This is a genomic window from Mycobacterium sp. IDUB_3, from assembly GCF_055419585.1.
The window spans coordinates 676,093-700,271 of sequence record NZ_JBVAXZ010000002.1 but is presented as its reverse complement, the minus strand read 5'-3'; the positions used below and the strand labels follow the sequence as shown (position 1 = coordinate 700,271).

The window sequence follows — 24,179 nt, the reverse complement described above, 5'->3', positions numbered from 1 at the left end:
TCCTCAGCATCGCTGCGCTCTGCATCGTCGCGGACGCGGCTCACAAAGCACCGCCGAATTCACCTGGCAGATGGACGGATTCGTGAAAGTCGTCCAGTCCGGCCAGGTCGTGACCCATCTTATCCCGCTTGGTCATCAGGTAACGGATGTTCTCGGCGTTGGCGCGCACCGGCAGCGGCACCCGCTCGATGATGTGCAGGCCGTACCCGTCCAGCCCGACCCGCTTGGCGGGATTGTTGGTCAGCAGCCGCATCGAGCGCACCCCGAGATCCACCAGGATCTGCGCGCCGATACCGTAATCCCTTGCATCGGCGGGCAATCCGAGCTTGAGGTTGGCGTCGACGGTGTCTTCACCGGCATCCTGCAGCTGATAGGCCTGCAGCTTGTGCATCAGCCCGATGCCGCGGCCCTCGTGTCCACGCATGTACAGCACGATGCCGCGTCCCTCGCGGGCGACCATCGCCATCGCGGCGTCCAGCTGGGGCCCGCAATCGCAGCGGCGCGAACCGAACACGTCACCGGTCAAGCATTCTGAGTGCACGCGCACCAACACGTCGTCACCATCGGAGTTCGGCCCGGCGATGTCCCCGCGCACCAGCGCGACGTGTTCGACCTCTTCGTAGATGCTGGCGTAGCCGATGGCACGAAACTCGCCGTGCCGCGTCGGTATCCGGGCCTCGGCGATCCGGGCGATGTGCTTCTCGTGCTTGCGGCGCCACTCGATCAGGTCGGCGATGGTGATCATCGCGAGGTCGTGTTCGTCGGCGAACACCCGCAGTTCGTCGGTCTGCGCCATCGAGCCCTCGTCTTTTTGGCTGACGATCTCGCAGATGGCGCCCGCGGGCTGCAACCCCGCGAGCCGGGCCAGGTCGACGGCGGCCTCGGTGTGACCGGGACGGCGCAACACGCCACCGTCCTTGGCGCGCAACGGAACTACGTGACCCGGCCGGGTGAAGTCGTCGGCGACGCTGGTGGGGTCGGCCAGCAGGCGCATCGTGGTGGCCCGGTCCGAGGCCGAAATCCCGGTGCCCACACCCCGTCTTGCGTCGACGGTGACGGTGTAGGCGGTGCCGTGCTTGTCCTGGTTCACCGCGTACATCGGCAGCAGGCCCAGCCGGTCGCAGACCTCGCCGTCCAGCGGCACGCACAGGTATCCCGAGGTGTAGCGCACCATGAACGCCACCATCTCCGGCGTCGCCTTCTCGGCGGCGAAGATGAGATCGCCTTCGTTCTCGCGGTCCTCGTCGTCAATGACGATGACGGCCTTGCCGGCCGCAATGTCGGCAACCGCCCTCTCGACGGAGTCCAACCTCGTCATCTTTGCTACCTCGCCGTTCCCGCTGTCCGGCGGGAACACTGTCGAAACGGCTCACACGAGAAGCCCACGTGTTGCATTCAGTATGAACCACGGCGGCACCGCCGTTATTGCCACTGCTTGATCAGTGGGACGGTCCCGGATCCCGTTGCGCTGTTGGGCCGGTTGGCCGATCCGACGGCCTGACCACGCCCGATGACCTCGCACTTATCTTCTCGCCGCGGATCCCCACCGCGTCCCGGCGCCGGGCGGGCCTCGTCACCCCCGGCGGCGGTCGCGCAATCGTTGCCGGGATCACAATTTCCGCTGCCCCGGCCTCCGGCGCCGCCGCCGCCGTGGGCACCGTGGGCTCAGATCATCTGGGATCCCGGCATGAACCATTGGGGTTACTGGGAAGGCCCAACTGGCGCCCGGTGTGATCAGCCGAGTAACCAGCTGATCCCGAAGCAGGCCGCTGCGGCCTGAAGGTTACGACTGCTTGTCTTCGGTGCGAGAGTCGCCGTCTTTGGCCAGGTGGCGCAGGACTCGTTCGTTGAGGGCGGCGAGCATGTCGAGCTCAGCCGGGGTGAGGAGGTCGATGAAGTTCCGGCGCACGTCCTCCACGTGCCCGGGCGCCGCCCTCTCGATGGCGGCGCGGCCGGCCGGCAGCAGGCAGACCACGGTGCTGCGGGCGTCGTCGGGGTTCGGCTCGCGGCAGATCAGCCCGTCCTTCTGCATGCGCCGCACCTGGTGGGAGACCCGGCTCTTCTCCCACCCCAGCGCGTTGCACAGGTCGCGGGCGGGCATGCGGTCCCCCTCGTGACCCGAGAGCACCGCCAGGATTTCGTAGTCGGCCCCGGAGAGACCTGATTCCTGCAGGCCCCGGTTCAGGTGCACGTCGAGCTGATGATGTGCGTGCTGGAAGGCCCGCCAGGCGCGGTCTTCACTGGGGTTCAGCCAATTCGGTTCCATCAGCCTCGATGCTACCCCGGATTGGTTGACGTGTCACCTAATCCCTCGTAAGGTGGACTCGTCAACCTTTTCGCTCATTTACCCAAGACGGGACACCTCATGAGCAACATCAGCATCATCGGCACCGGGAACATGGCCCGCGCCATCGGCGCGCTGGCGGTAGCGGGCGGCAACACTATCGAGGTCATCGGCCGCGATCGGGCCAAGGCCGCTGACCTGGCCAAGGCTCTCGGCGGCGGCGCCACGACGGGAGAGTTCGGCGCCGTCCCGGCCGGCGAAATCGTCATCGTGGCCTTGTTGTACGCCGACGTCGTTCCGGTCGTCGCCCAGTACGGAGACGCCCTGGCGGGCAAGGTGCTCGTCGACATCAGCAACCCCTTCAATTCCGCGGCCGACGGGCTGGCCATCCCCGATGACACCTCGATCGCGCAGGAAGTTGCCAAGGCGGCCCCGGCCAGCGCCAGCGTGGTGAAGGCGTTCAACACCATCTTCGGTGTCGTCCTGGCCCAGGGCCGGCCGCTCGACGTCTTCATCGCCGGCGACGACACGCGCGCCAAGGCGGGCGTGGCGGAGTTCATCGAGAGCCTCGGGTTGCGCCCGCTGGACGTCGGTGGCCTGAACATGGCGCACTGGCTGGAGGGAACGGGCCTGGTCATGATGGGCCTCGCCAGCCACGGGGTGGGAAACTACGACTTCGCCCTCGGCGCCACCGTTCCCGGCTGAGCCCCACCGCCGCCGGTTCAAGCAGTGCACTAACAGGGGCGCCGTGCGTCCCTGTAATGGTTGATGGATCATCGAAAGGATTCGCGATGAAGCTTGGTTTTGCACTTCCCATAGTCGGGCCCGCTATCAGCAGTGCCGCTGGTCTGAGCGCGTTCTGCCGAGGACTGGAGGACCTTGGCTACGACACGCTGTGGGTCGGCGATCGCCTGGTCACGCCTGTCGATATGCACAGCGAGTATCCGGGCAAGGAGCAGCCGTACCCGCCGCAGATGACGCGTTACCTCGATCCGGTGCTGCTCTGGACGGTCGCCGCGACGGCGACCAGCCGGGTGCGGCTGAACGCCAGCACGCTCAGCACGTTCTACTACGAGCCAGTGCACCTGGCCCGCCTGCTGACCACGCTCGACGTGCTCAGCGAAGGCCGCCTCGACGTTGGTGTGGGAATCGGGTGGATGAAGGACGAACACGACATCGCCCACAGCGCGGACTGGCGCCGGCGCGGGCAGATGCTCGATGACCTGCTGGCGTTCCTGCACGAGTGGTGGACGACCACCCCGGTGTCCTGGGAGAGCGAGTTCTTCTCGCTGCCGCCGGTCCATGCCGACCTGCGCCCGGTCCAGGCCGGCGGTCCGCCCATCTGGATCGGCGGTGCTAGCGAGGCCGCGATGCGCCGGGTCGGCCGCAGCGGCACCGGCTGGCTCGGGGTCGAGGGGCTGCAGGACGAGGTCACCGACCACTTGTGGTCGATTGCGCGCCGGGCGGCGAAGGACGCCGGCCGCGATCCGGACGCGCTGAAGACGGCCATGCGGATCAACCTCGAACCGGGCACGTCTGTTGACGATGTTGTCGACAGACTCGAGCGCCTCGCCGGGTCCGGTGCTGATGAGGCGATCGTGGATGCCTTCGCGATGTTCCCCAGCCTTGAGCAGATGCTTGACTTCGCCAGCGAGCTAATCACCCGATGGAGTGATCGTGGGAAAGCTTGACGGCAGCTCATGCTCTGAATCCTCAGTTCATCCAGCTGTTTTCGCCGCCAGGGTCCTATTTAGCCGCCATTAACCGCTCGACGTATTTGGCGATGACGTCGACCTCGAGGTTCACCTGTGTCCCGACCGGCGCGCGGCCCAGAGTCGTCAATTCGCGGGTGGTGGGGATCAGCGAGACTTCGAACCAGTCCCGCGGCTCGCCGCCCAGCCCGGACACCGTCAGCGAAATCCCGTCGACGGTGATCGAGCCCTTCTCCACGACGTAGCGGGCCACCCCGGCGGGCATCTCGATGCGCACCACTTCCCAGTGCTCCGACGGTGTCCGGGCCACGATGCGCCCGGTCCCGTCGACGTGCCCCTGCACGATGTGCCCGCCCAGCCGGCTGTTGACGGCCGCGGCGCGCTCCAGGTTGACCCGGCTGCCGACCTGCAATTCGCCCAAGTTGGACCGGTTGAGCGACTCGGCCATCACGTCGGCGGTGAACTGGCCGCCGGGCAGCAGCTCGGCAACGGTCAGGCACACGCCGTTGACGGCGATCGAATCGCCATGGCCCGCATCGGCGGTCACGACGGCACCGCGGATGGTCAGCCGTGCGGCGTCCGAAAGGACGTCGCGAGCCGTCACCTCGCCGAGCTCCTCGACAATTCCGGTAAACATCCTCTTAGGCTAATTGGCCCTCGCTCACGCAGATGAGCAGGGCAAACACCCGCGCCCGGACGACACCGGCACCCCGCGTTCATCGGGGCAGTCACCCGCACCCTCTACGATGCACAGTATGCAGACCCGCCGCCGTATATCGGCCGTCATCGCATCCCTGACCCTCGCCACCGCCTTGATCGCCGGCTGTTCGTCGGGCTCAAAGCAGAGCGGCGCGCCGCTCCCCGACGGCACGACCTTGGTCAAGCAGGCGGCCGACGCCACCAAGAAGGTGCAGAGCGCGCACATCGCGCTGAGCATCCAGGGCAAGATCCCCGGGCTCCCCATCAAGACGCTGACCGGTGACCTCACCACGGCACCGGCCACCGCCGCCTCGGGCAACGCCACCATCACCCTGGGCGGCTCCGACATCGACGCCAACTTCGTGGTGCTCGACGGAACCCTGTACGCCACCCTCACCCCGAACAAGTGGAGCGACTTCGGCAAGGCCTCCGACATCTACGATGTCTCGGTGCTGCTGAACCCCGACAACGGGCTGGGCAATGCGCTGGCCAACTTCAGCAACGCGAAGGCCGAGGGCCGCGAAAACATCAACGGGCAGAACACGATCCGCATCACCGGCAACGTCTCGGCCGACGCGGTGAACAAGATCGTGCCGCAGTTCGATGCGACGCAGCCGGTGCCGAGCACGGTGTGGGTCCAGGAGAGCGGTGACCACCAGCTGGTCCAGGCCAATCTGCAGAAGAGCTCGGGCAACGCTGCCCAGATCACCCTGTCCAACTGGGGCGAGCAGGTTCAGGTCACCAAGCCCCCGGTGAGCTCGTGACCGCGGAGACCGCCGTCCCAACCGGGCACCAGACCGGGCGCCGCGTCGCGATCAGCGCGGGCAGCCTGGCGGTCCTGCTGGGCGCCCTGGACGCCTATGTCGTCGTGACGATCATGCGCGACATCATGACCGACGTTCACATCCCGATTAACCAGCTGCAGCGCATCACCTGGATCATCACGATGTACCTGCTGGGCTACATCGCCGCGATGCCGCTGCTGGGCCGCGCCTCCGACCGATTCGGCCGCAAGCTGGTGCTGCAGGTCAGCCTGGCGCTGTTCATCGTCGGCTCGGTGGTCACCGCGCTGGCCGGCCACTGGGGCGATTTCCACCTGCTGGTCGGCGGCCGCACCATCCAGGGTGTGGCCAGCGGCGCGCTGTTGCCGGTCACCCTCGCCCTCGGCGCCGATTTATGGGCGCAGCGCAACCGCGCCGGCGTGCTGGGCGGCATCGGCGCCGCGCAGGAACTCGGCAGCGTGCTGGGCCCGCTGTACGGGATCTTCATCGTTTTCCTGTTCCACGACTGGCGCTACGTGTTCTGGATCAACGTCCCGCTGACGCTGATCGCGATGGTGATGATCCAGTTCAGCCTGCCGTCGCACCAACGGGTGGAGGAGCCGGAGAAGGTCGATCTGGTCGGTGGCGTGCTGCTGGCGGTCGCCCTGGGCCTCGCCGTGATCGGTCTGTACAACCCGCAACCCGACGGCAAGCAGATCCTGCCGAGCTACGGGCTGCCGCTGGTCATCGGTGCGGTCGTGGTCGCGGCGCTGTTCCTGGGCTGGGAGCGCTTCGCCCGCGCCCGGCTGATCGAACCGGCGGGCGTGCACTTCCGCCCGTTCCTGGCCGCGCTGGGCGCCTCGCTGTTCGCCGGTGCCGCGCTGATGGTGACGCTGGTGGACGTGGAGCTGTTCGGGCAGGGCGTGTTGGGACAGTCCCAGACGCAGGCCGCCGGGCTGTTGTTGTGGTTCCTGATCGCGCTGCCGATCGGGGCGGTGCTCGGCGGGTGGATCGCCACCCGGGTGGGTGACCGCATCATGACCTTCGTCGGGCTGCTGATCGCGGCGTATGGGTACTGGCTGATTCACTTCTGGCGCCAGGACGTGATGAGCCAGAAGCACAACATCTTCGGGGTGTTCAGCGTGCCGGTGCTGCATGCCGACCTGCTGGTGGCCGGGCTGGGCCTGGGCCTGGTGATCGGGCCGCTGACCTCCGCCGCGCTGCGCGTGGTTCCGTCCGCCCAACACGGCATCGCCTCGGCGGCGGTGGTGGTGGCCCGGATGACGGGCATGCTGATCGGTGTCGCCGCGCTCAGCGCCTGGGGCCTATACCGGTTCAACCAGATCGTGGCGGGCCTGACGGCCGCGATCCCGGCCAACGCCACCCTGCTGGAGCGTATAGCCGCCCAGGGCACGATGTACCTCAAGGCCTTCGCCCAGATGTACGGCGACATCTTCTCGGCCACGGTGGTGATCTGTATCGCGGGTGCGCTGCTGGGTCTGTTGATCGGCGGGCGCAAAGAACACGCCGAAGAGCCGGAAGTCCTTGAACCGCAAGCGGTCTCGTTAGGTGAGCGCTAGCCGCTACGCGGCACCAGGCTGAGCACCAGGTCGGGCCCGACCCGGTCGATGCCATCGAACTGCCAGCGCAGTGCCCGCGTGATCGTGGACACGCCGACGTCGTCGACCGCGGTGACGGGGCCGCCCAGCAGCGTCGGCGCGACATAGGCCAGGATCCGGTTGACCACCCCGGCCCGCAGGAAGGCACCCGCCAGCGTCGGGCCGCCCTCTAGCAGCACGTCGGTGCGGTCGGACACGGCCTTGAGCACTTCCATCGGGTCATGCGTGCGGATCAGCATGGTCCGCGAATCGTCGTTGAGAACCTTTGCCTCCGAAGGTATTTCACGCATACCGACGACCACTCGCAGCGGTTGCCGGTCGGCCAGCGAGCCGTCGGGCAGCCGGGCGGTCAGCGCCGGGTCGTCGGCCAGCACGGTGCCGGTGCCCACCACGATCGCGCCGGCGGCGGCGCGTCGGCGATGCAGATCCAGCCGCGAGGCCTCGCTGGAGATCCACTGACTGGTGCCGTCGGCGGCCGCGCTGCGGCCATCGACGCTGCTGGCGTACTTCCAGGTCAGGTGCGGTAGCCCGGTGCGTTGCTTGTGCAGCCACTCCCGCAGCGGTCCGCCGCTCACCTCGTCGGCCAGCACCCCGGACTGCACCGCGACGCCGGCCTCCTCGAGTCGGGCCGCCCCGCCGGCGGCCTCGGGGTTCGGATCGGCGACCGCGTACACCACGGCGCCCACCTTCGCGTCGAGCAGGGCGTTCACGCAGGGCGGGGTTTTGCCGTAGTGATTGCACGGTTCGAGGGTGACCACGACGGTGCCCCCTACCGCCAGATCACCGGCCCGTCGCAGCGCCAGGATCTCGGCGTGATCGCCACCGGCCGGTGCCGTGGCGCCGACGCCGACCACCTCGCCAGCGGCGTCCAGGATGACCGCCCCCACCGGAGGGTTCGGATAGGTGGTCCCCTTGACGTGGTTGGACTGGTCGATCGCCAAACGCATCGCGGCGTCCAGGCTGTCGCCCGGCGGAACCGTCATCGACGCAGGTGCGGGGATGCGCCGGCGGCCTGGCGCCGCAGCGCGTCGATCGCGGCCTCCGGATCGTCGGCGCCGTACACGGCCGACCCGGCGACGAAGCAATCGACGCCGGCCTCGGCGGCCTGCTCGATGGTGTCGGCGTTGATGCCGCCGTCGATCTCGACGAGGATCGTCAACTCCCCCGCCTCGATGAGCTTGCGCGCGGTGCGCACCTTGCTCAGCACCTCGGGGATGAAGCTCTGGCCGCCGAAGCCGGGCTCGACCGACATGATGAGCAGGGTGTCGAACTGCGGCAGGATTTCCAGGTAGGGCTCCAGCGGGGTTCCCGGCTTGACGCTGATCCCCGCTTTGGCGCCGGCGGCGCGGATATCGCGGGCCACGCCGATCGGATTCTGGGTGGCCTCGGCGTGGAAGGTGACGTTGTAGGCCCCCGCCTCGGCGTAGGGGGGCGCCCAGCGGTCGGGGTCCTCGATCATCAGGTGGCAGTCCATCGGGATGGTGGTGGCGGCCAGCAGGCTCTCCACCACCGGCAGCCCGATGGTCAGATTCGGCACGAAGTGGTTGTCCATCACGTCGACGTGCAACCAGTCGGCGCCGGTCACGGCGGCGGCTTCGTCGGCGAGCCGCGAGAAGTCAGCGGAAAGGATCGACGGCGCGATCAGAGGCCCCTGTAACGGTTCCGTGTTGCGAGGCATGAGCGCCAGACTACTGAGCCGCGCGGCCCCCTTCACATCCGGCGCGTCCCCGCTACCCCGCCTCGCGGCGCAGCGCGGCCGCGAACATCGCGTCGGTGCCGTGCCGGTGCGGCCACAGCTGAACGTGCGGCCCGTCCCCCAGGTCCGCGACGGGCTCGAACAACGGCCGGGTGTCCAGCGCGCTCACCGGGTGGCGGCGCAGCGCGTCGGCGACCACGCCGACGGTCTCGGCCAGGTGCGGCGAGCAGGTGGCGTACAGCACCACGCCGCCGGGGCGGGTCAGCGCGATCGCGGCGCCCAGCAATTCGCGTTGCAGCTTGGTCAGCGCGGGCACGTCGGCCGGCTGCCGCCGCCACCGGGCTTCCGGGCGGCGGCGCAGCGCCCCCAGCCCGGTGCAGGGCGCGTCGACCAGTACCCGGTCGAAGGTCGGCTCCAGCTCCGTCTGTCGCCCGTCGACCCGCAGCACGTCGACCGGCAGGCCGCGGGTGTTCTCGACGACCATGTCGGCGCGGCGCGGCGTCGGCTCCACCGCGGTGACGCGAGCCCCCGATCCCGCCCCCAGCGACGCCAGCAGCGCCGTCTTCCCACCCGGCCCGGCGCACAGGTCCAGCCACCGGCCGCCGTCGCCCTCGACCGGGGCCAGGGTCAGCGCCCGTGCCACCAGTTGGCTGCCCTCGTCCTGGACCAGCGCGAAGCCGTCGCGCACCGGCGCCAGCCGCCCGGGATCGCCGCCCGCCAGGTACACCGCGTACGGCGAATAGCGGCCGACGGTCCCATCCACCGCGTCGGCCAGTTCGGCGGCGGTCAGCGCGCCGGCGCGGGCCGCCAGGTGCACCTGCGGCCGCTCGTCGTCGCTGGCCAGCACGGCGTCGAGTTCGGTCGCGGCGGCACCCAGCGCATCGGCGAAGGCCTGGGCGATCCACCGGGGATGGGCATGCACGAACGCCGCATGCCCGACCGGATCCTGCGCCGGGTCGGGGGCCAACTCGGCGAGCCAGGACTGCTCGTCGCGCCTGGAGATGGTGCGCAGCACCCCATTGACGAAACCCGCTCGCGCCGAGTCGAATTCGATTCCCGCCTGCTCGACGGTGGTGGACACCGCGGCGTGCGCGTCGACCCGGGTGCGCAGCAACTGGTACGCGCCGAGGCGCAGCAGGTCGAGCAGCACCGGGTCGATGGCCTCGGGCGAGCGCCCCGCGGCCGCGCCGATGACGGCGTCGAGCAGGCCCCGGGTGCGGCAGGTGCCGTAGGTGAGCTCGGTGGCGAATGCCGCGTCGCGGCCGGTGATTCCGCGCTCGCGGAGCAGCGCGGGCAGCGCCAGGTTCGCGTAGGCATCGCGCTCGCTGACCGCCCGAAGCACGTCGAACGCCGCGGCGCGGGCCGGGTCCAGGGGCCGGCGCGGCGGCCGGCGGTCCCGCTGCTGCGGTCGGCGGTCGCGCTGCTGTGGTCGCGGCGGCCTGCGCTCCGGCCGGCCGCGCTGGGGTATGTCACGCCCGGTGTTCATGTCGCCCGCAGCGCGGGGTCGAGCCGGGCGCCGCGCGCCCAGTCGACCGCGTTCATCAATTTCTTTCCGGGCGGCTGGATCTGGCCCAGCCGCACCGGATCCGAACCCGTGCCGACCCAGACGCTCTTGCGGTCGACGTGAATAGCGCCGGGCGGCAACGGTTCTGGCGGTCCGGGCATCGCGCAGGCCTCGGCAACCTGTACCGGCCCCAGTTTGATGCGCAGGTCGCCGAGCAACGTCCACGCGCCGGGGTTGGGCGTGACGGCGCGGATGCGACGATCCACGACCAGCGCCGGCAGGTCCCACCGCACCCGGGCCTGCTCGACGGTGATCTTGGGTGCGATGCTGACCCCGTCGGCGGGCTGCGGCACCGGTGTCAGCGTCGCGTCGGCGATGCCGTCCAGCGTGGTCGACAGCAGCGCCGCGCCCGAAACAGCAAGTCGCTCAAGCAGTTCCCCGGCGGTGTCGGTCGGCCGGATCGTCTCGGTCACGACTCCGTAGATCGGGCCGGAGTCCAGACTCGGCTCGATCTGGAACGTCGAGGCCCCGGTGATGCTGTCCCCCGCGGCGATCGCCGCCTGCACCGGCGCGGCACCGCGCCAGGCGGGCAGCAGCGAGAAGTGCAGGTTGATCCAGCCCTGCGGGGGCACGGCAAGCAGGCCGTCGCGCAGTAGCGCGCCATAGGCCACCACCGCGCAGCAGTCCGGCGCCAACTCCGACAGCTCCGCGATGAACTCCGCCGAGTTCGGCCGCGATGGCCGGAGCAGCGGAATTCCGCGGTCGAGCGCTTCGCGGGCCACCGGCGAGGGCTCTGGCTTGCCGCGCCGTCCGGCGGCGGCGTCGGGCCGGGTCAGCACCGCGATCACCTCGTGACGCGGTGAGTCGATGAGGCGGCGCAGTGCGGGCAGCGCGGGTTCGGGGGTACCGGCGAAGACAAGACGCACCGGCCCAGTCTAGGAAGCGGCGGACACAGGCCCCACCCGCCGCGCCGCCGGAACGTGCGTGCGTACACTATTGCCTATGGTTATTATTTCTGGCAGCCATTAACTACCGTTGTGACCCGCGCTGTCGATTCGCGTCGACAACGAGGTCGAAAGACAACCCTTTCCCCTTCTCAAAGGAGGTCTAGATGACCCTCGACGCCCCGATCAGCGACGCCTCTACCGCCGCAACCTCTCGCGTGGTGTGGGCACTGGGCGACTACGCCCTGATGGCCGAGGAAGTGATGGCTCCCCTCGGACCGGCCCTGGTCAAAGCCACCAACATCCGGCGTGGCGTGCGGGTCCTCGACGTCGCCGCCGGCTCGGGCAACATCTCGCTGCCTGCCGCCGCAACCGGCGCCACCGTCGTCTCCACCGACCTCACCCCGGAGCTGTTGCAACGATCGCGGGCCAGGGCCGAGGCACGGGGCCTGACGATCGACTACCGGGAAGCCAATGCGCACGCGCTGCCGTTCGGCAACGGCGAGTTCGACGTCGTCATATCCGCCATCGGCGTGCAGTTCGCCACCGATCAGCAGCGCGCCGCCGCCGAGCTGGTCCGGGTCTGCCGCCCGGGCGGCACGATCGGCCTGATCAGCTGGACCCCCGAGGGATTCTTCGGCCGCATGCTCGCCACCATTCGGCCGTACCGCCCGAGCCTGTCCCACCCCGTGCCACCGGCCGCGCTCTGGGGGCGCCCGGCTTATGTCGCCGCGCTGCTCGGCAGCCACATCGGCGATATCACCTCGACGCGAGGCATGTTGGCGGTCAACCGATTCGACAACGCCAAGGCTGTGCACGCCTACTTCAAGCAGCACTACGGCCCGACGATCGAGGCGTACGCGAACATCGGCCATAACCGGGTGCTGACGGCCGAGCTGGACGCCCAGCTCGTCGAACTCGCGCAGCAGCACCTGAGCGACGGCACCATGGGCTGGGAGTATCTCCTGGTGACCGCCCAGAAGCGGACCGCCTAGGCCCCCGGCTACAGGTCGATCTCGGCGTCCAGGTGGACGTCGGGCTCGCCGCCGGCGGCGGTGAACGCCGTCAGAGCCCGCACCAGCCCGTGCCGCTCCGGCGGCGGCATCTTCGCCACGATGGCCGCGATCTCGGCGCGCCGGTGCGCGGTGACCTGGTGGACGACGTCGCGGCCGCGCGTGGTGAGCGCGGCGAGCAGCTCGCGCCGCGAGGTCGGGTGCGGCAAGCGGTCGATCAGCCCGGCGGCGACCAGCCGGTCCACCATCCGGCCGGTGGCCGACGGCTGCACGCCCAGCAGGCCGGCGAGGGTGGCCAGGTTGACCGGGCCGCGATTGGACAGGATCACCAGCGTCCGGAACTGCGCGATGGTGATGGTCTCGTCGACCTGCCCGACGGAGCGAGCCGAGATGGCCATCAGCAAACGAGAGGCCGTCAGCAGGGCATCGGTGATGACGTCCAATGACTCGTCAACGGCGGTGTTGTCGGCTGCCATATCGCCCCTTCCGGGGTGGTTTCGGGACCTCTCGGCGGCTAAGGATTAGAAAGTGTAGCAACACTCTAATGTCGTAAGAAGAGATTATTGCATGCGAATATTGTCGCCTAGGGTAATGGTTGGTGAAGGTTAGCCGATGTGCAGCGGGTCGATCTGCACCCTGGCCGGCTCATGGGTCTGCCGCGCGCTGAGCACACCGACGCCGCGCCGCAGCGCCGCCGCCAGCGCCAGGCCCTGCTGACGGGGCACGCGCACCAGCATTCGCGTCACCGGGGCACCGGCCGGGGTGCCGGCCGGGCGGCGCACCCCGGCCGGAAGGTCCACCGGCCCAAGCAAATCCGCGTGGAGAGACTCCTGGTCGGACAGCCGGGCCTCGTCGAGCAGCGCAGTGACGGCGCCGGGCGTCCCGTCGACGGCGGCCATGTGCACGCTGGGCGGCAGACCGACCTCGGCCCGCGCGGTCGCTTCGGCCTCCGCATGACCCACCGGATCCCAGCGGATCAGCGATTGCACCGTGGGAAGCGAGGATTCGGCGACCACCATCACCACGCCGCCGTCGCCGCGGGCGCGCACCAGCGCGGCGGCGGTCATCCAACGCCACAGCGCATCCTCGGCCGCGCGCAGGTCTTGGCGGCCCAGCAGCGCCCAGGTGTCCAACAGCAGCGCCGCCCCATAACCGCCCGCCGCCGGCGGCTCGGCGCCGGGGGTAGCCACCACCAGCGCCGGGCCGGCCGCGACCTGGGGCACCACGCCGTCACCCGACGAGGTGATAACCGCGGTGGCGGGAAACGCGCGGCCGAGTTCTTCGGCGGTGCGGCGGGCACCGACCACGACGGCGCGCACCGCGTCCGACCCGCAGCGCGCGCACCGGCGCGTCGGGTCGACGCGGCCGCACCAGCGGCACAGCAGCGCCGCGCCGCCCTCCTGCAACGACAGCGGGCCCGTGCAGTGCCGGCAGCGGGCGATGGTCCGGCACCGCGCGCAGGCCAGCGACGGGACATACCCCCGCCGCGGCACCTGGACCAGCACCGGGGCCCCGGCCTGCAGCGCCGAGCGGGCGGCGCGCAGCGCGATGGAAGGTATGCGCGCCGTGCGCGCCGCCGGGTCGCGCTCATCGGCGTAACCGGTGTCGTCGAGGGCGATCACCCGTGGCGTGCGGGTGCGCACCACCGGCCGCGCCGCGACGATGTCGTGGGCCCAGCCGCTGCGCACCAGCGCGTGGGCTTCGGCGGTGCGCGCGTACCCGCCGATCAGGGCCGCGCACCGGGCCTGATGCGCGCGCAGCATCGCCACCTCGCGTGCGTGCGGGTACGGCGCCCGCGGCTCGGCCAGGCTGTCGTCGGCGTCGGCCCACACCATGACCAGCCCGAGATCACTCAGCGGCGTGAACACCGCGCTGCGCGTGCCGATCACCAACCGCGCGGAGCCGCGCAGCGCCGCCAGCCAGCGCCGATACCGGGCCGCCGGCCCCAGGCCGGCCGACAGGGCCACCACGCTGCCCTCGTCGATCCGCGCCGTCGCGGCCTGCCACAGCGCGTCCAGGTCGCGCTGGTCGGGAACGATCGCCAGCACCGACCGGCCGGTCCGCACGGTTTGCGCGGCGGCCTCGGTGAAGCGGTCCGTCCACGACTCGCCCGGCAGCGCCTGCCAGACGGCCCGGGCGGCCCGGGATTCGGCCAGGGCGGCTAGAAACTGAGCGCCCCGGCCGTAACCGTCCCAGCTCGCCGGGTCGACGGGCTCCGGGACCGCCGCATCGCGGCTGACCAGGGCTTCCCGCTCCACCCGCGCGTGCCGGGCCGGCACGGCCAGGCGCAGTACGTCGGGGCGGGTGCCGGCGTAATGCGCGGCCACCGCGTCGACCAGCCGGCGGATTTCCGGGGTGAGCACCGGTTCGGCCGACACGACGCGATCCAGCCAGCCCAGCTTGCCGGCGTGATCGGTGTCGTTGCGGCGCTCCAGCACGAACCCGTCGACCAGCCGGCCGTGGAAGCGCACCCGCACCCGCACCCCGGGCTGGGCGTCGTCGGACTGCTCTGCCGACACCAGGTAGTCGAACTCGCGGTCCAGGTGCGGCACCGACAGCATCGGCAGCACCCGGGCGATGGGCTCCACCTCGACGGGCGTGCGCGCGCTGGGGCTCACCGCGACCCCGGACCGCGAATCATGTTGTCATCCAATGCCTTCACCGCCCGGTCCGCAGCGTACCGGGCACCGGTGACAATCAGCCCTCGGCGGGCGTCGGAGCGTCCCCGGCGACCGCCCCGCTTTGCTGGGCAGGAAGCTCGCGGCCGAAGAAGAACCCCGCCGTGATCAGGATCTGGGCCGCCGCATACGACCACCAGATCGGCACCGCCAGCGCCTCATTGCCCAGGATGAAGCGGGCGATGGCGATCATCGAGTCCGACGCCGCGAAACACACCGCCCCCACCGCCGTCCAGATCGTCGGCAGTTTCGCCAGCAGGGCCGTGCACACCATCGCGGTCAGCACCACGATGTAGACCGTCACCGGAAGGTTCAGCTTCTCCGCGCCCAGGTGGGGCCAGAACCAGGCCAGTAACGCGATCGACACCGCGCACATCAGGACCACCGCAACGATGCGCACCGTCGACGGCCGTGCATCCTTGCCCTCCCCCGAGAAGGCCGGCACCAGCGGCAGCAGCGCGGCCACAAAACACAAGTGCGCCAACAGGAATGCCGCCAGGCCCACCACGAAGGACAGCGTCCACCACGGGATCGCCAGCACCCAGTCGCCGGTCGCCGAGAGCAGCAGCGCCAGCATCAGCCACCGCCGCTCGCGGACGACGGCGTGCCCGGCCGCCGCCAGCGTCAGCAGGAACGCCATCGAGGCCTTGAACGCCGGCTGCAGCACCCAGTGCCCGGTCAGCTCGATACCCGGCGGCGAGCGCAGCGCCAGTACGGTCAGGTAGATGCCGTAGCCGAGGGCCACCCAGCCGGCCACCACCCAAGCGCCGGCCACCAGACGAGGTGCGTACGGTACGTCCATGCCCAGCTTGGCTAACACAGCCGACGAGAAACCCGCTATCGACCCCATCCTGCAGAAGGTACTGGATGCGGTTCCCTTCCGGCTATCCACTGAGGACGGAATCGACGCGGCGCGGCAGCGGTTCCGCGATCTGCCGCGCCGGCCGCTGCATCCCGAGCTGCGGGTCGAGGACCGCACGATCCCGGGGCCCTCGGGCGCCATCGCGGTCCGGATCTATTGGCCACCAATCCATTCTGACGGTCAACCGGAGAGCGCGGCGTCGCCCGTCGTGCTGTATTTCCACGGCGGCGGGTTCGTCATCGGCGACCTCGACACCCACGACGGAACCGCTCGTCAGCACGCGGTCGGCGCCGACGCGATCGTGGTGTCCGTCGACTACCGGCTGGCCCCCGAGCACCCCTACCCCGCCGCCGTCGAAGATGCTTGGGCCGCAACGCTTTGGGCCGCCGAGAACGCCGCCGAACTACACGGCGACCCGAACCGGATCGCCGTCGCCGGAGATTCGGCCGGTGGCACCATCTCCGCCGCGGTGGCGCAGCGGGCGCGGGACAACGCCGCCCCACCGATCGTGTTCCAGCTGCTCTGGTATCCGTCGACGATGTGGGACGCGTCGCTGCCGTCGTTCGCCGAGAACGCCACCGCGCCGATCCTGGACGCCAAGGCCGTCGCGGAGTTCTCTCGTTGGTACGCGGGCGAAGTCGACATGTCGAATCCGCCGTCAGACATGGCGCCGGGGCGTGCGAAGGACCTGAGCAACCTGGCACCGGCCTACATCGCAGTCGCCGGGTACGACCCGCTGCGCGACGACGGCATCCGCTACGGCGAATTGCTGACCGCCGCCGGGGTCGACGCCCGGGTGCACAACGCCGAGACGCTGGTGCACGGCTACCTGGGCTATGCCGGCGTGGTGCCCGCCGCCACCGCGGCCCTCGAGGCCGGACTGGACGCGCTGCGAACCGCCCTGCACCGGTGAGGTCGCGGCGTACGGTGAACCCATGAACGAGCCGACCACCGCCCGGCCCGCGATAACGGCGTGCCGGTGGAGCTCAGCAACGAGCCCAGCCCTGGCGATACCCGCCGCCGCGGCGGCCACCGAGCGCGGACTGACGGCTCTCCACAAGGCGCTGCACCCCTAGGCAGGCAACGATGGTCACGCACGAAGACGAAACCCCCGACTACCACACGCTGATCATCGGCGCCGGGTTCTCCGGCATCGGTGCGGCGATCAACCTGGACAGGGCCGGGCTGCCCGATTACCTGGTGATCGAGGCCGGCGACGGGGTCGGCGGCACCTGGCACTGGAACACCTATCCCGGTATCGCCGTGGACATTCCGTCGTTCTCCTACCAGTTCTCCTTCGAGCAGAGCCGGCACTGGTCGCGGACCTACGCGCCGGGCCGTGAGCTCAAGGCCTACGCCGAACACTGCGCCGACAAGTACGGCATCCGCTCGCGAATCCGGTTCAACACCAAGGTGCAAACCGCTGAGTTCGACGACGAGCGCGGCCTGTGGCGGGTGCAGACCGACCCGGCCGGGGAGATCACCGCCCGGTTTCTGATCAGCGCCTGCGGCGTGCTGACGGTGCCGAACCTGCCCGACATCGACGGCGTGGACTCGTTCGGCGGCATCACCATGCACACCGCGCGGTGGGACCACGGCCAGGATCTGCGCGGCAAGCGCGTCGCGGTGATCGGCACCGGTGCCTCGGCCGTGCAGGTGATTCCCGAAATCGCGCCAATCGTGTCGTCGCTCACGGTCTTTCAGCGCACCCCGATCTGGTGCTTCCCGAAGTTCGACGTCCCGCTGCCGGCGCCGGCGCGCTGGGCGATGCGAATTCCCGGCGGCAAGTTCGTCCAGCGTCTGCTCAGCCAGGCCTACGTGGAGCTCACCTTCCCCATCTCGGCGCACTATTTCACGGTCATCCCGCTGGCCAAGAGGATGGCCTCGCTGGGGAAGTCCTATCTGCGGCAACAGGTTCGGGATCCCGTCGTGCGCGAACAGCTCACCCCGCGATACGCCGTCGGCTGCAAACGTCCCGGCTTCCACAACGGCTACCTCGCCACGTTCAACCGCGACAACGTGCGGCTGGTCACCGAACCGATCGACAAGATCACGCCCGACGCGGTGGCCACCACCGACGGCGAGAACCACGAGATCGACGTCCTGATCCTGGCGACCGGCTTCAAGGTGATGGATCCCGACAACGTGCCCACCTTCGCCGTGACCGGGACCGGCGGGAAGTCGTTGAGCCGCTTCTGGGATGAACACCGGCTGCAGGCCTACGAGGGCGTGACCGTGCCGGGATTTCCCAACCTGTTCACCGTGTTCGGTCCTTACGGTTACGTCGGCTCTTCGTATTTCGCGCTGATCGAGGCGCAGACCCACCACATCGTGCGCTGCCTCAAGCAGGCCAAGCGCGTCGGCGCGACCCGCGTCGAGGTGAGCGAGGAGGCCAACGACCGCTACTTCGCCGAGATGATGCGCCGGCGGCCCCGGCAGATCTTCTGGCAGGACAGCTGCCAACTAGCCAACAGTTACTACTTCGACAAGAACGGGGACGTGCCGCTGCGGCCGGGCACCACCCCGGAGGTGTACTGGCGCAGCCGGCGATTCAATCTGGACGACTACCGGTTCACCCGTTAGCGGCTACGCTGCACACGTGGCGAAGGAGTTTCCGGGCATCGACGGGTCGCTTCGCGACTTCATCCGGGAGCAGGCCGTATTCTTCGTCGCCACCGCCCCGTCCGAGGGCGGGCGAATCAACCTGTCCCCCAAGGGATATCGCGACACGTTCGCGGTGCTCGACGAGCACACCGTCGCCTACCTGGATCTTTTCGGCAGCGGCGTGGAAACCATCGCCCATCTGCGCGACAACGGCCGCATCACCGTGATGTTCTGCTCGTTCACCCGCAACTCGCGGATTCTGCGGCTGTTCGGCACGGGGCGGGTGATCCGCCCGGACGACGCCGAATTCGCCGATCTGATGCGGCATTTCGGCGACCAGCACGCGGGGGTCCGCGCCATCATCGTGGTCGATGTGGAGCGGATCGCCGACGCGTGCGGATTCGCGGTGCCCTATTTCGATCTCGTCGACGAACGGCCGGTGCTCGACGCCGCGCATCGCAAGGCCACCGACGACCAGTACGGGCGGCTGGTCGATCGCAACCGGCGCAGCATCGACGGGCTGCCCGCGCTGGAATCCGACCACCCGCCGCCTAGATCGCGCGCTTGAGGTCGTCGACCTTGTTCAGCTGCTCCCACGGCAGCTCGATGTCGGTGCGACCGAAGTGCCCGTACGCGGCGGTCTGTGCGTAGATCGGCCGCAGCAGGTCCAGGTCGCGGATGATCGCGCCGGGCCGCAGGTCGAACACCTCCGGCACGATCTTCTCGATCTTGACCGGGTCGACCGTCGCGGTGCCGAAGGTCTCGATGAACAGCCCGACCGGGGCCGCCTTGCCGATGGCGTAGGCCACCTGCACCTCGACTCGCTCCGCCAGCCCGGCGGCGACGATGTTCTTGGCCACCCAGCGCATCGCGTAGGCCGCCGAACGGTCCACCTTGGACGGATCCTTGCCGGAGAAGGCGCCGCCGCCGTGACGGGCCCAGCCGCCATAGGTGTCGACGATGATCTTGCGGCCGGTCAGCCCGGCGTCGCCCATCGGGCCGCCGAGGACGAACTTGCCGGTCGGGTTGACCAGCACCCGCGTCGCCGACGAGTCCAGGGTGTCGTGGGCCAGCTCCGCCAGCACGGTCTTGAGCACGTGCTGCCGGATGTCGGGGTCCAGCGTTTTCTCCAGGTCGATGCCTTCGGCGTGCTGGGTGGACACCACCACGGTGTCCAGACGGACCGGAACGTCGTCCTCGTACTCGATCGTGACCTGCGTCTTGCCGTCCGGCCGCAGATAGGGCAGCGTGCCGTTCTTGCGGACCTCGGTCAGCTTCCGCGACAGCCGGTGGGCCAGCGCGATCGGCAGCGGCATCCGCTCCGGGGTGTCGTTGATCGCGTAGCCGAACATCAGCCCCTGGTCGCCGGCGCCCTGCAGGTCCAGCGGGTCGCCGGCACCCTCGACGCGGTGCTCGTGGGCGGTGTCGACGCCCTGGGCGATGTCAGGTGACTGCGCCCCGATGCCGATGTTCACCCCGCACGTGCTCCCGTCGAAGCCCTTGTCCGAGGAGTCGTAGCCGATGTCGAGGATGCGCTCGCGAACCGTGTTGGTGATGTCGGCGAAGGCCTCTTTGGCCGTCGTGGTCACCTCACCCACCACGTGCACCTGACCGGTGGTGACCAGCGTCTCGACGGCGACACGCGAGCGGGGGTCCTGCGCCAGGAGGGCGTCCAGGACCGAGTCGCTGATCGCGTCACAGATCTTGTCGGGATGTCCCTCCGTCACCGACTCACTGGTAAACAGGCGACCCTTTTCGCTCACAATGCCAATCCTTCCAATTAGTTAGTTAGCCGAATTATATCGGCTGGCGTCGGCCCGGCCGGCACCTGCCCCGGATACCGAGAAGAACTCGACCGTTCTACCCGCTGTCCCCGTGCAGGAACGCGGCGATCGCATCCACGATACGACTGGCCATCAACGTCTTCGAGCCGTGCTGCAGCGCCGACTCGGTGCCGTCGGCCGCCAGCAGCCAGCCGTCGTTGCTGTCCACCTCGAAGGCCCGGCCGTCGCCGACCGCATTGACCACCAACAGGTCGCAGCCCTTGTTGCGCAGCTTTGCCCGGGCGTGAAACAGCACGTCCCCGTTGGCGTCGCCGGTCTCCGCGGCGAATCCCACGATGGCGCGCATATTGGGCAACTCGCCGTTGGCCCGCGCCCGCACCGCGCCCGCCAGCACGTCGTCGTTGCGGACCAACTCGATCGTGGGCGGCTGGTCCTGCTCCTTCGGGCTTTTTTTGATCTTGGCGGCCGCAACCCGGGCCGGCCGGAAGTCGGCGACGGCGGCGGCCATCACCAGCACGTCAGCCTCGGCCGCGTGCTTGGCGACGGCGTCGCCCAGTTGCTGGGCAGAACTGACGTGGACCACCTCGACGCCGGCGGGGTCGATCAGCCCGGCGGTGTGCCCGGCGATCAGCGTGACCTCGGCGCCGCGCTGGGCGGCCACCCGCGCCACCGCGTAGCCCTGCTTGCCGGAGCTGCGGTTGCCGATGAAGCGCACCGGGTCGACGGGTTCACGCGTGCCGCCTGCCGTCACCAGCACCTTGCAGCCGGCGAGGTCGTAGGGCAACGCGTCGTGGCGCTCCAGCAGCAGGTGAGCCAGCGTGGTGATCTCTTCGGCCTCGGGTAGCCGGCCCGAGCCGCTGTCCGTCCCGGTGAGCCGCCCGGCGGCGGGTTCGAGCACCACCGCTCCCCGGCGGCGCAGCGTGGCCACGTTGTCGACGGTGGCCGGGTGCAACCACATCTCGGTGTGCATGGCGGGTGCGAACAGCACCGGACATCGCGCGGTGAGCAGGGTGGCGGTGAGCAGATCGTCGGCCCGGCCGTGTACCGCCCGGGCCAGCAGGTCCGCGGTGGCCGGTGCCACCACGACCAGGTCGGCTTGCTTACCGAGCTGGACGTGCGGAACCTCCGGCACGTCGCTGAAGACGCCGGTGTGCACCGGCTGGCCGGAGAGCGCCTCGAACGTGGCGGCCCCGACGAAACGCAGCGCGGACTCGGTCGGGATGACGCGGACCGAATGACCGGCCTCGGCGAGCTGACGAACGACGGTGCACGCCTTATAGGCGGCGATACCGCCGGAGACGCCGACGATTACTTTCTTCGCGACCCGATCGCGGTTGTCCACAGCGCGCCCGGCCCGGCCCTGTTACTCGCCCTCGGTGTGCTCGAGCAGGTCTCCGTGAATCTCGCGCATCGCGATCGAAAGCGGCTTTTCCTGCAGCCCCGGCTCGACCAGCGGACCGACGTATTCGAGGATGCCCTCGCCGAGCTGGTTGTAGTAATCGTTGATCTGACGGGCCCGCTTGGCGGCGTAGATCACCAGGGCGTACTTGCTCGAGACGCGGTCCAGCAGCTCGTCGATGGGCGGGTTGGTGATGCCCAGCGGGGTGTCGTAGGCGCCCGGTCCCCCGGCGGACGGATCGAACCGGTCGGGGACGGCGGCCAGTGCCGCGTCGGACTGCGGAATACTCACGTAGGTCAATCTCCTGGCGGATTGGAGCGGCTCTTCACACTGAAAAGCCGCTGAAAATATTGAAAAGCGGTGCTCAATCTTGCTGGGATGTAGTTCGGTTTCCGGTCTGGCCAGACGGGTCATACCGACCGGGCGCAGTTCCCACCAGCAAGGTTACCAATTCGGAGCACGCTGACTCCAATTCGCTGTTCACGACCACCCGGTCGAAGTCGTTTTGGGCCGCCATTTCGATGCGGGCGGTCTCCAGGCGGCGCTGCATGACCTCCGGCGTTTCGGTGCCGCGGCCGACGAGCCTCGCCCTGAGGTCCTCCCAGCTGGGCGGCGCCAAAAAGACCGCGAGGGCCTCCGGCATCGCCCTCTTGATGGCCCGGGCCCCGGCCAGATCTACCTCGATCAGCACCGGAAATCCGCGGGCCGTGGCGGCCCGGACCGGCTCCGCCAGGGTGCCGGACCGATGCAGCCCCGAGTGGATTTCGGCCCACTCCAGCAGCGCGCCCTCGTCGATCAGCTGCTGGAAGCGGGCCGGGGTGACGAAGTGGTAATCGACGCCGTCGACCTCGCCGGGCCGCGGCGCCCTCGTCGTGGCCGAGACGCTGAAATGCAGGTCCGGAACCCGCTCACGCAGGCATCGGACCACAGTCGACTTGCCGACCGCGGAGGGACCGGACAGCACGACCACACGTCCGTTACCTGATGGTTCAGGACGTGTCCCGTGCTGGACGTCCGGTCCCCCGCCGGCGCTCACAGGCGCTCCTTGGACCGGTGCGCCCACGGCTCGGTTAGGAGCCGAACTTTTCCAGCAGGGCCTTGCGCTGACGATCGCCGAGACCGCGCAGACGGCGGGTGGGGGCGATCTCCAGCTCAGTCATGATCTCCTGCGCCTTGACCTTGCCCACCTTGGGCAACGCCTCGAGAAGCGCGGAAACCTTCATCTTGCCCAGGACTTCATCGGTCTCGGCGTCCTTGAGGACCTGGGTCAGGTTGGTGCCGCCACGCTTCAGGCGGTCCTTGAGCTCTGCTCGCGCTCGACGTGCGGCTGCCGCCTTCTCCAACGCGGCCGCGCGCTGCTCGTCGGTCAACTGGGGAAGGGCCACGATTCCTCCGTATCTGATCAATCAATTTCAATCGATCTCATTTTGTCCCGCCGGTACTTCTGCCAGCGCAGACGACCGTACTCAGGCCTCCTGACGAAATCTAACCCGACCCCCTGCTTAAGGGGGCAAAGTCCCAGCATGCACCGGCGGGTAGCCGGCCAAAGCGGTGCTTGCGACGGGGTTCACGAGGGCCGCGCTGGGCGCCGTCCGCGTCTGGGTTCCGGCGCCGTTTGGACTGGTCGATAGGCCATCTACCTGCTGTTTTATCGCCCGGCGACGGCGGCGGCCGCGGCGGCCGGGCAGTCCGCAAAGGCGCAAGTCGGCCGCCGTCAGGCCTGGTGCGAGGGATCACGGATTTGTTGCGGCGTGTCGCGCGTGTCGCGTCGCCGGTCAAACGGCAGGCCAACACCGCCGTTCGGCCCGCGCACTGGGCCTGGCGGCACCCGTGGCGCCCTCGAGGGGGCCTTGTGGTCCGGGAATCCGGGCGTCCGGGCACCCCTGGGACGGCCCGAAGCGCTCCCAGGCCCGGGCGACCGCCCGGGGCAGCCTTCCGCAGGTCACGCGTGGGTCGTCCAGCAACCGACAAACCACCGCCAGGTTTGGTCGTCGACGGCGCAGGCCCCCGGCGGGCCACCACGTTCGCCCTCCGCCCGATCCGCTGACCCCGCGGCCGGCTTTCACCAACCACCAAGGGACGCAGCGTCGTTGACCGCCGTGGAGCGGCCGCCGGGTCGGGCGCGCGGGGCCGAGGACGCGTGGCCACGGCCAATTTCAGCTAATCGGGGGCACGGAATCCGATACGATCGAGAAGTGTCCAACCTGCGAATTCGCCAGGCAGCTGAGCTGCTTGGCGTCAGCGACGACACCGTGCGGCGCTGGATCAACCAGGGCACACTCGCGGTCAGTCACGACGCCGCCGGCCGCAAGGTGATCGCAAGCGAGGACCTCGCCCGCTTTTCCCGCACCAATGCGCCCGCCCCGCCGGCGGACCCGCTCAGCATCGGCAGCTCGGCCCGCAACCGCTTCGTCGGGCTGGTCACGTCGGTGCTCAGCGACAAGGTGATGACCCAGGTGGAGATGCAGTGCGGCCCCTTCACCGTGGTGTCGCTGATGAGCACCGAGGCCGCCGATGAACTGCAGCTGCGCCCCGGCAGCGTCGCGGTGGCCGTCGTCAAGGCCACCACCGTCATCGTCGAAACCGCGCGACCCAGCACCGCGGTCGCGTCGGACTAGGC

Annotated in this window: 25 protein-coding genes; 10 read left to right on the top strand and 15 right to left on the bottom strand. The window is 69.5% G+C overall.

The window, feature by feature from the left end:
- Positions 1-40: 40 nt before the first annotated feature.
- A complete protein-coding gene (locus tag ACZYVJ_RS24365; protein ID WP_064952937.1) occupies positions 41-1,318 on the bottom strand; it encodes a bifunctional 3,4-dihydroxy-2-butanone-4-phosphate synthase/GTP cyclohydrolase II in 1,278 nt (425 codons plus the stop codon).
- 465 nt (positions 1,319-1,783) lie between these two features.
- Complete coding sequence (locus tag ACZYVJ_RS24360; RefSeq protein ID WP_463833700.1) at positions 1,784-2,266, bottom strand: MarR family winged helix-turn-helix transcriptional regulator; 483 nt, start codon at positions 2,264-2,266, stop codon at positions 1,784-1,786.
- Between the two features lie 99 nt (positions 2,267-2,365).
- Here ACZYVJ_RS24360 and ACZYVJ_RS24355 point away from each other — a divergent pair, with 99 nt between their 5' ends.
- Positions 2,366-2,989, top strand: a complete 624-nt coding sequence (locus ACZYVJ_RS24355) for an NADPH-dependent F420 reductase (RefSeq protein ID WP_463833699.1) — start codon at positions 2,366-2,368, stop codon at positions 2,987-2,989.
- An 86-nt stretch (positions 2,990-3,075) separates the two neighbouring features.
- The gene (locus tag ACZYVJ_RS24350; RefSeq protein WP_463833698.1) at positions 3,076-3,975 is read left to right on the top strand and encodes a TIGR03619 family F420-dependent LLM class oxidoreductase; all 900 of its coding nucleotides are present in this window, start codon (positions 3,076-3,078) and stop codon (positions 3,973-3,975) included.
- Positions 3,976-4,030: 55 nt separating this feature from the next.
- Here the strand turns inward: ACZYVJ_RS24350 and ACZYVJ_RS24345 are convergent, their stop codons facing one another.
- Complete coding sequence (locus ACZYVJ_RS24345) at positions 4,031-4,633, bottom strand: riboflavin synthase (protein WP_463833697.1); 603 nt, start codon at positions 4,631-4,633, stop codon at positions 4,031-4,033.
- A 118-nt stretch (positions 4,634-4,751) separates the two neighbouring features.
- Between ACZYVJ_RS24345 and ACZYVJ_RS24340 the strand changes: the two genes are divergently transcribed.
- Complete coding sequence (locus tag ACZYVJ_RS24340) at positions 4,752-5,459, top strand: LppX_LprAFG lipoprotein (RefSeq protein WP_463833696.1); 708 nt, start codon at positions 4,752-4,754, stop codon at positions 5,457-5,459.
- Complete coding sequence (locus tag ACZYVJ_RS24335) at positions 5,456-7,036, top strand: MFS transporter (protein WP_463833695.1); 1,581 nt, start codon at positions 5,456-5,458, stop codon at positions 7,034-7,036. The genes ACZYVJ_RS24340 and ACZYVJ_RS24335 overlap by 4 nt, the downstream gene beginning before the upstream one ends.
- On the opposite strand, the gene ribD is transcribed toward ACZYVJ_RS24335, so the two are convergent.
- The 4 genes from ribD to fmt are packed head-to-tail and all read right to left on the bottom strand — an operon-like array spanning position 7,033 to position 11,201.
- Positions 7,033-8,058, bottom strand: a complete 1,026-nt coding sequence (gene ribD, locus ACZYVJ_RS24330; protein WP_463833694.1) for a bifunctional diaminohydroxyphosphoribosylaminopyrimidine deaminase/5-amino-6-(5-phosphoribosylamino)uracil reductase RibD — start codon at positions 8,056-8,058, stop codon at positions 7,033-7,035. The two genes, ACZYVJ_RS24335 and ribD, sit on opposite strands and share 4 nt — an antisense overlap.
- Positions 8,055-8,753 carry a ribulose-phosphate 3-epimerase gene (gene rpe, locus ACZYVJ_RS24325; protein ID WP_463833693.1) on the bottom strand — a complete coding sequence of 233 codons (699 nt, stop codon included), beginning with the start codon at positions 8,751-8,753 and terminating at the stop codon, positions 8,055-8,057. The genes ribD and rpe overlap by 4 nt, the downstream gene beginning before the upstream one ends.
- Before the next feature lie 52 nt (positions 8,754-8,805).
- Positions 8,806-10,257, bottom strand: coding sequence for an RsmB/NOP family class I SAM-dependent RNA methyltransferase (locus tag ACZYVJ_RS24320; protein WP_463833692.1), 1,452 nt, complete (start codon positions 10,255-10,257; stop codon positions 8,806-8,808).
- The gene (gene fmt / locus ACZYVJ_RS24315; protein WP_463833691.1) at positions 10,254-11,201 is read right to left on the bottom strand and encodes a methionyl-tRNA formyltransferase; all 948 of its coding nucleotides are present in this window, start codon (positions 11,199-11,201) and stop codon (positions 10,254-10,256) included. Before fmt ends, ACZYVJ_RS24320 begins: the two co-directional genes overlap by 4 nt.
- A gap of 185 nt (positions 11,202-11,386) precedes the next feature.
- Between fmt and ACZYVJ_RS24310 the strand changes: the two genes are divergently transcribed.
- On the top strand, positions 11,387-12,214 hold the full coding sequence (locus ACZYVJ_RS24310; protein WP_463833690.1) for a class I SAM-dependent methyltransferase: 828 nt from the start codon (positions 11,387-11,389) through the stop codon (positions 12,212-12,214).
- A gap of 8 nt (positions 12,215-12,222) precedes the next feature.
- Here ACZYVJ_RS24310 and ACZYVJ_RS24305 read toward each other — a convergent pair whose 3' ends face one another.
- From ACZYVJ_RS24305 to ACZYVJ_RS24295, 3 genes are all read right to left on the bottom strand, one after another.
- Positions 12,223-12,708, bottom strand: coding sequence for a MarR family winged helix-turn-helix transcriptional regulator (locus ACZYVJ_RS24305; protein WP_064878794.1), 486 nt, complete (start codon positions 12,706-12,708; stop codon positions 12,223-12,225).
- Between the two features lie 129 nt (positions 12,709-12,837).
- Positions 12,838-14,850: a primosomal protein N' gene (locus tag ACZYVJ_RS24300; RefSeq protein ID WP_463833689.1), complete on the bottom strand. Its 2,013-nt coding sequence runs from the start codon at positions 14,848-14,850 to the stop codon at positions 12,838-12,840.
- Positions 14,851-14,929: 79 nt separating this feature from the next.
- Positions 14,930-15,712: a lysoplasmalogenase gene (locus ACZYVJ_RS24295; protein ID WP_463833688.1), complete on the bottom strand. Its 783-nt coding sequence runs from the start codon at positions 15,710-15,712 to the stop codon at positions 14,930-14,932.
- On the opposite strand from ACZYVJ_RS24295, the gene ACZYVJ_RS24290 reads away from it, so the two are divergent.
- The 4 genes from ACZYVJ_RS24290 to ACZYVJ_RS24275 are packed head-to-tail and all read left to right on the top strand — an operon-like array spanning position 15,711 to position 18,944.
- On the top strand, positions 15,711-16,685 hold the full coding sequence (locus ACZYVJ_RS24290) for an alpha/beta hydrolase (protein ID WP_463833687.1): 975 nt from the start codon (positions 15,711-15,713) through the stop codon (positions 16,683-16,685). The two genes, ACZYVJ_RS24295 and ACZYVJ_RS24290, sit on opposite strands and share 2 nt — an antisense overlap.
- A 22-nt stretch (positions 16,686-16,707) precedes the next feature.
- A complete protein-coding gene (locus ACZYVJ_RS24285; protein WP_463833686.1) occupies positions 16,708-16,848 on the top strand; it encodes a hypothetical protein in 141 nt (46 codons plus the stop codon).
- A gap of 10 nt (positions 16,849-16,858) precedes the next feature.
- The gene (locus ACZYVJ_RS24280; RefSeq protein ID WP_463833685.1) at positions 16,859-18,355 is read left to right on the top strand and encodes a flavin-containing monooxygenase; all 1,497 of its coding nucleotides are present in this window, start codon (positions 16,859-16,861) and stop codon (positions 18,353-18,355) included.
- A gap of 16 nt (positions 18,356-18,371) precedes the next feature.
- Complete coding sequence (locus tag ACZYVJ_RS24275) at positions 18,372-18,944, top strand: pyridoxamine 5'-phosphate oxidase family protein (protein WP_463833684.1); 573 nt, start codon at positions 18,372-18,374, stop codon at positions 18,942-18,944.
- Here ACZYVJ_RS24275 and metK read toward each other — a convergent pair.
- The 5 genes from metK to mihF form a co-directional block, all read right to left on the bottom strand.
- Entirely contained in the window at positions 18,928-20,139 is a 1,212-nt protein-coding gene (gene metK, locus ACZYVJ_RS24270; protein ID WP_463833683.1) for a methionine adenosyltransferase, read from the bottom strand. The genes ACZYVJ_RS24275 and metK overlap by 17 nt on opposite strands.
- Before the next feature lie 97 nt (positions 20,140-20,236).
- Positions 20,237-21,502: a bifunctional phosphopantothenoylcysteine decarboxylase/phosphopantothenate--cysteine ligase CoaBC gene (gene coaBC / locus ACZYVJ_RS24265; protein ID WP_463833682.1), complete on the bottom strand. Its 1,266-nt coding sequence runs from the start codon at positions 21,500-21,502 to the stop codon at positions 20,237-20,239.
- Positions 21,503-21,523: 21 nt separating this feature from the next.
- Positions 21,524-21,850, bottom strand: a complete 327-nt coding sequence (gene rpoZ / locus ACZYVJ_RS24260) for a DNA-directed RNA polymerase subunit omega (protein ID WP_007774376.1) — start codon at positions 21,848-21,850, stop codon at positions 21,524-21,526.
- A gap of 73 nt (positions 21,851-21,923) precedes the next feature.
- Positions 21,924-22,595 carry a guanylate kinase gene (gmk, locus tag ACZYVJ_RS24255; RefSeq protein ID WP_463833681.1) on the bottom strand — a complete coding sequence of 224 codons (672 nt, stop codon included), beginning with the start codon at positions 22,593-22,595 and terminating at the stop codon, positions 21,924-21,926.
- Positions 22,596-22,629: 34 nt separating this feature from the next.
- Entirely contained in the window at positions 22,630-22,944 is a 315-nt protein-coding gene (gene mihF, locus ACZYVJ_RS24250) for an integration host factor, actinobacterial type (protein WP_007171927.1), read from the bottom strand.
- 810 nt (positions 22,945-23,754) lie between these two features.
- Here mihF and ACZYVJ_RS24245 point away from each other — a divergent pair.
- Positions 23,755-24,177: a TOBE domain-containing protein gene (locus ACZYVJ_RS24245; RefSeq protein ID WP_463833680.1), complete on the top strand. Its 423-nt coding sequence runs from the start codon at positions 23,755-23,757 to the stop codon at positions 24,175-24,177.
- Positions 24,178-24,179: the final 2 nt, after the last annotated feature.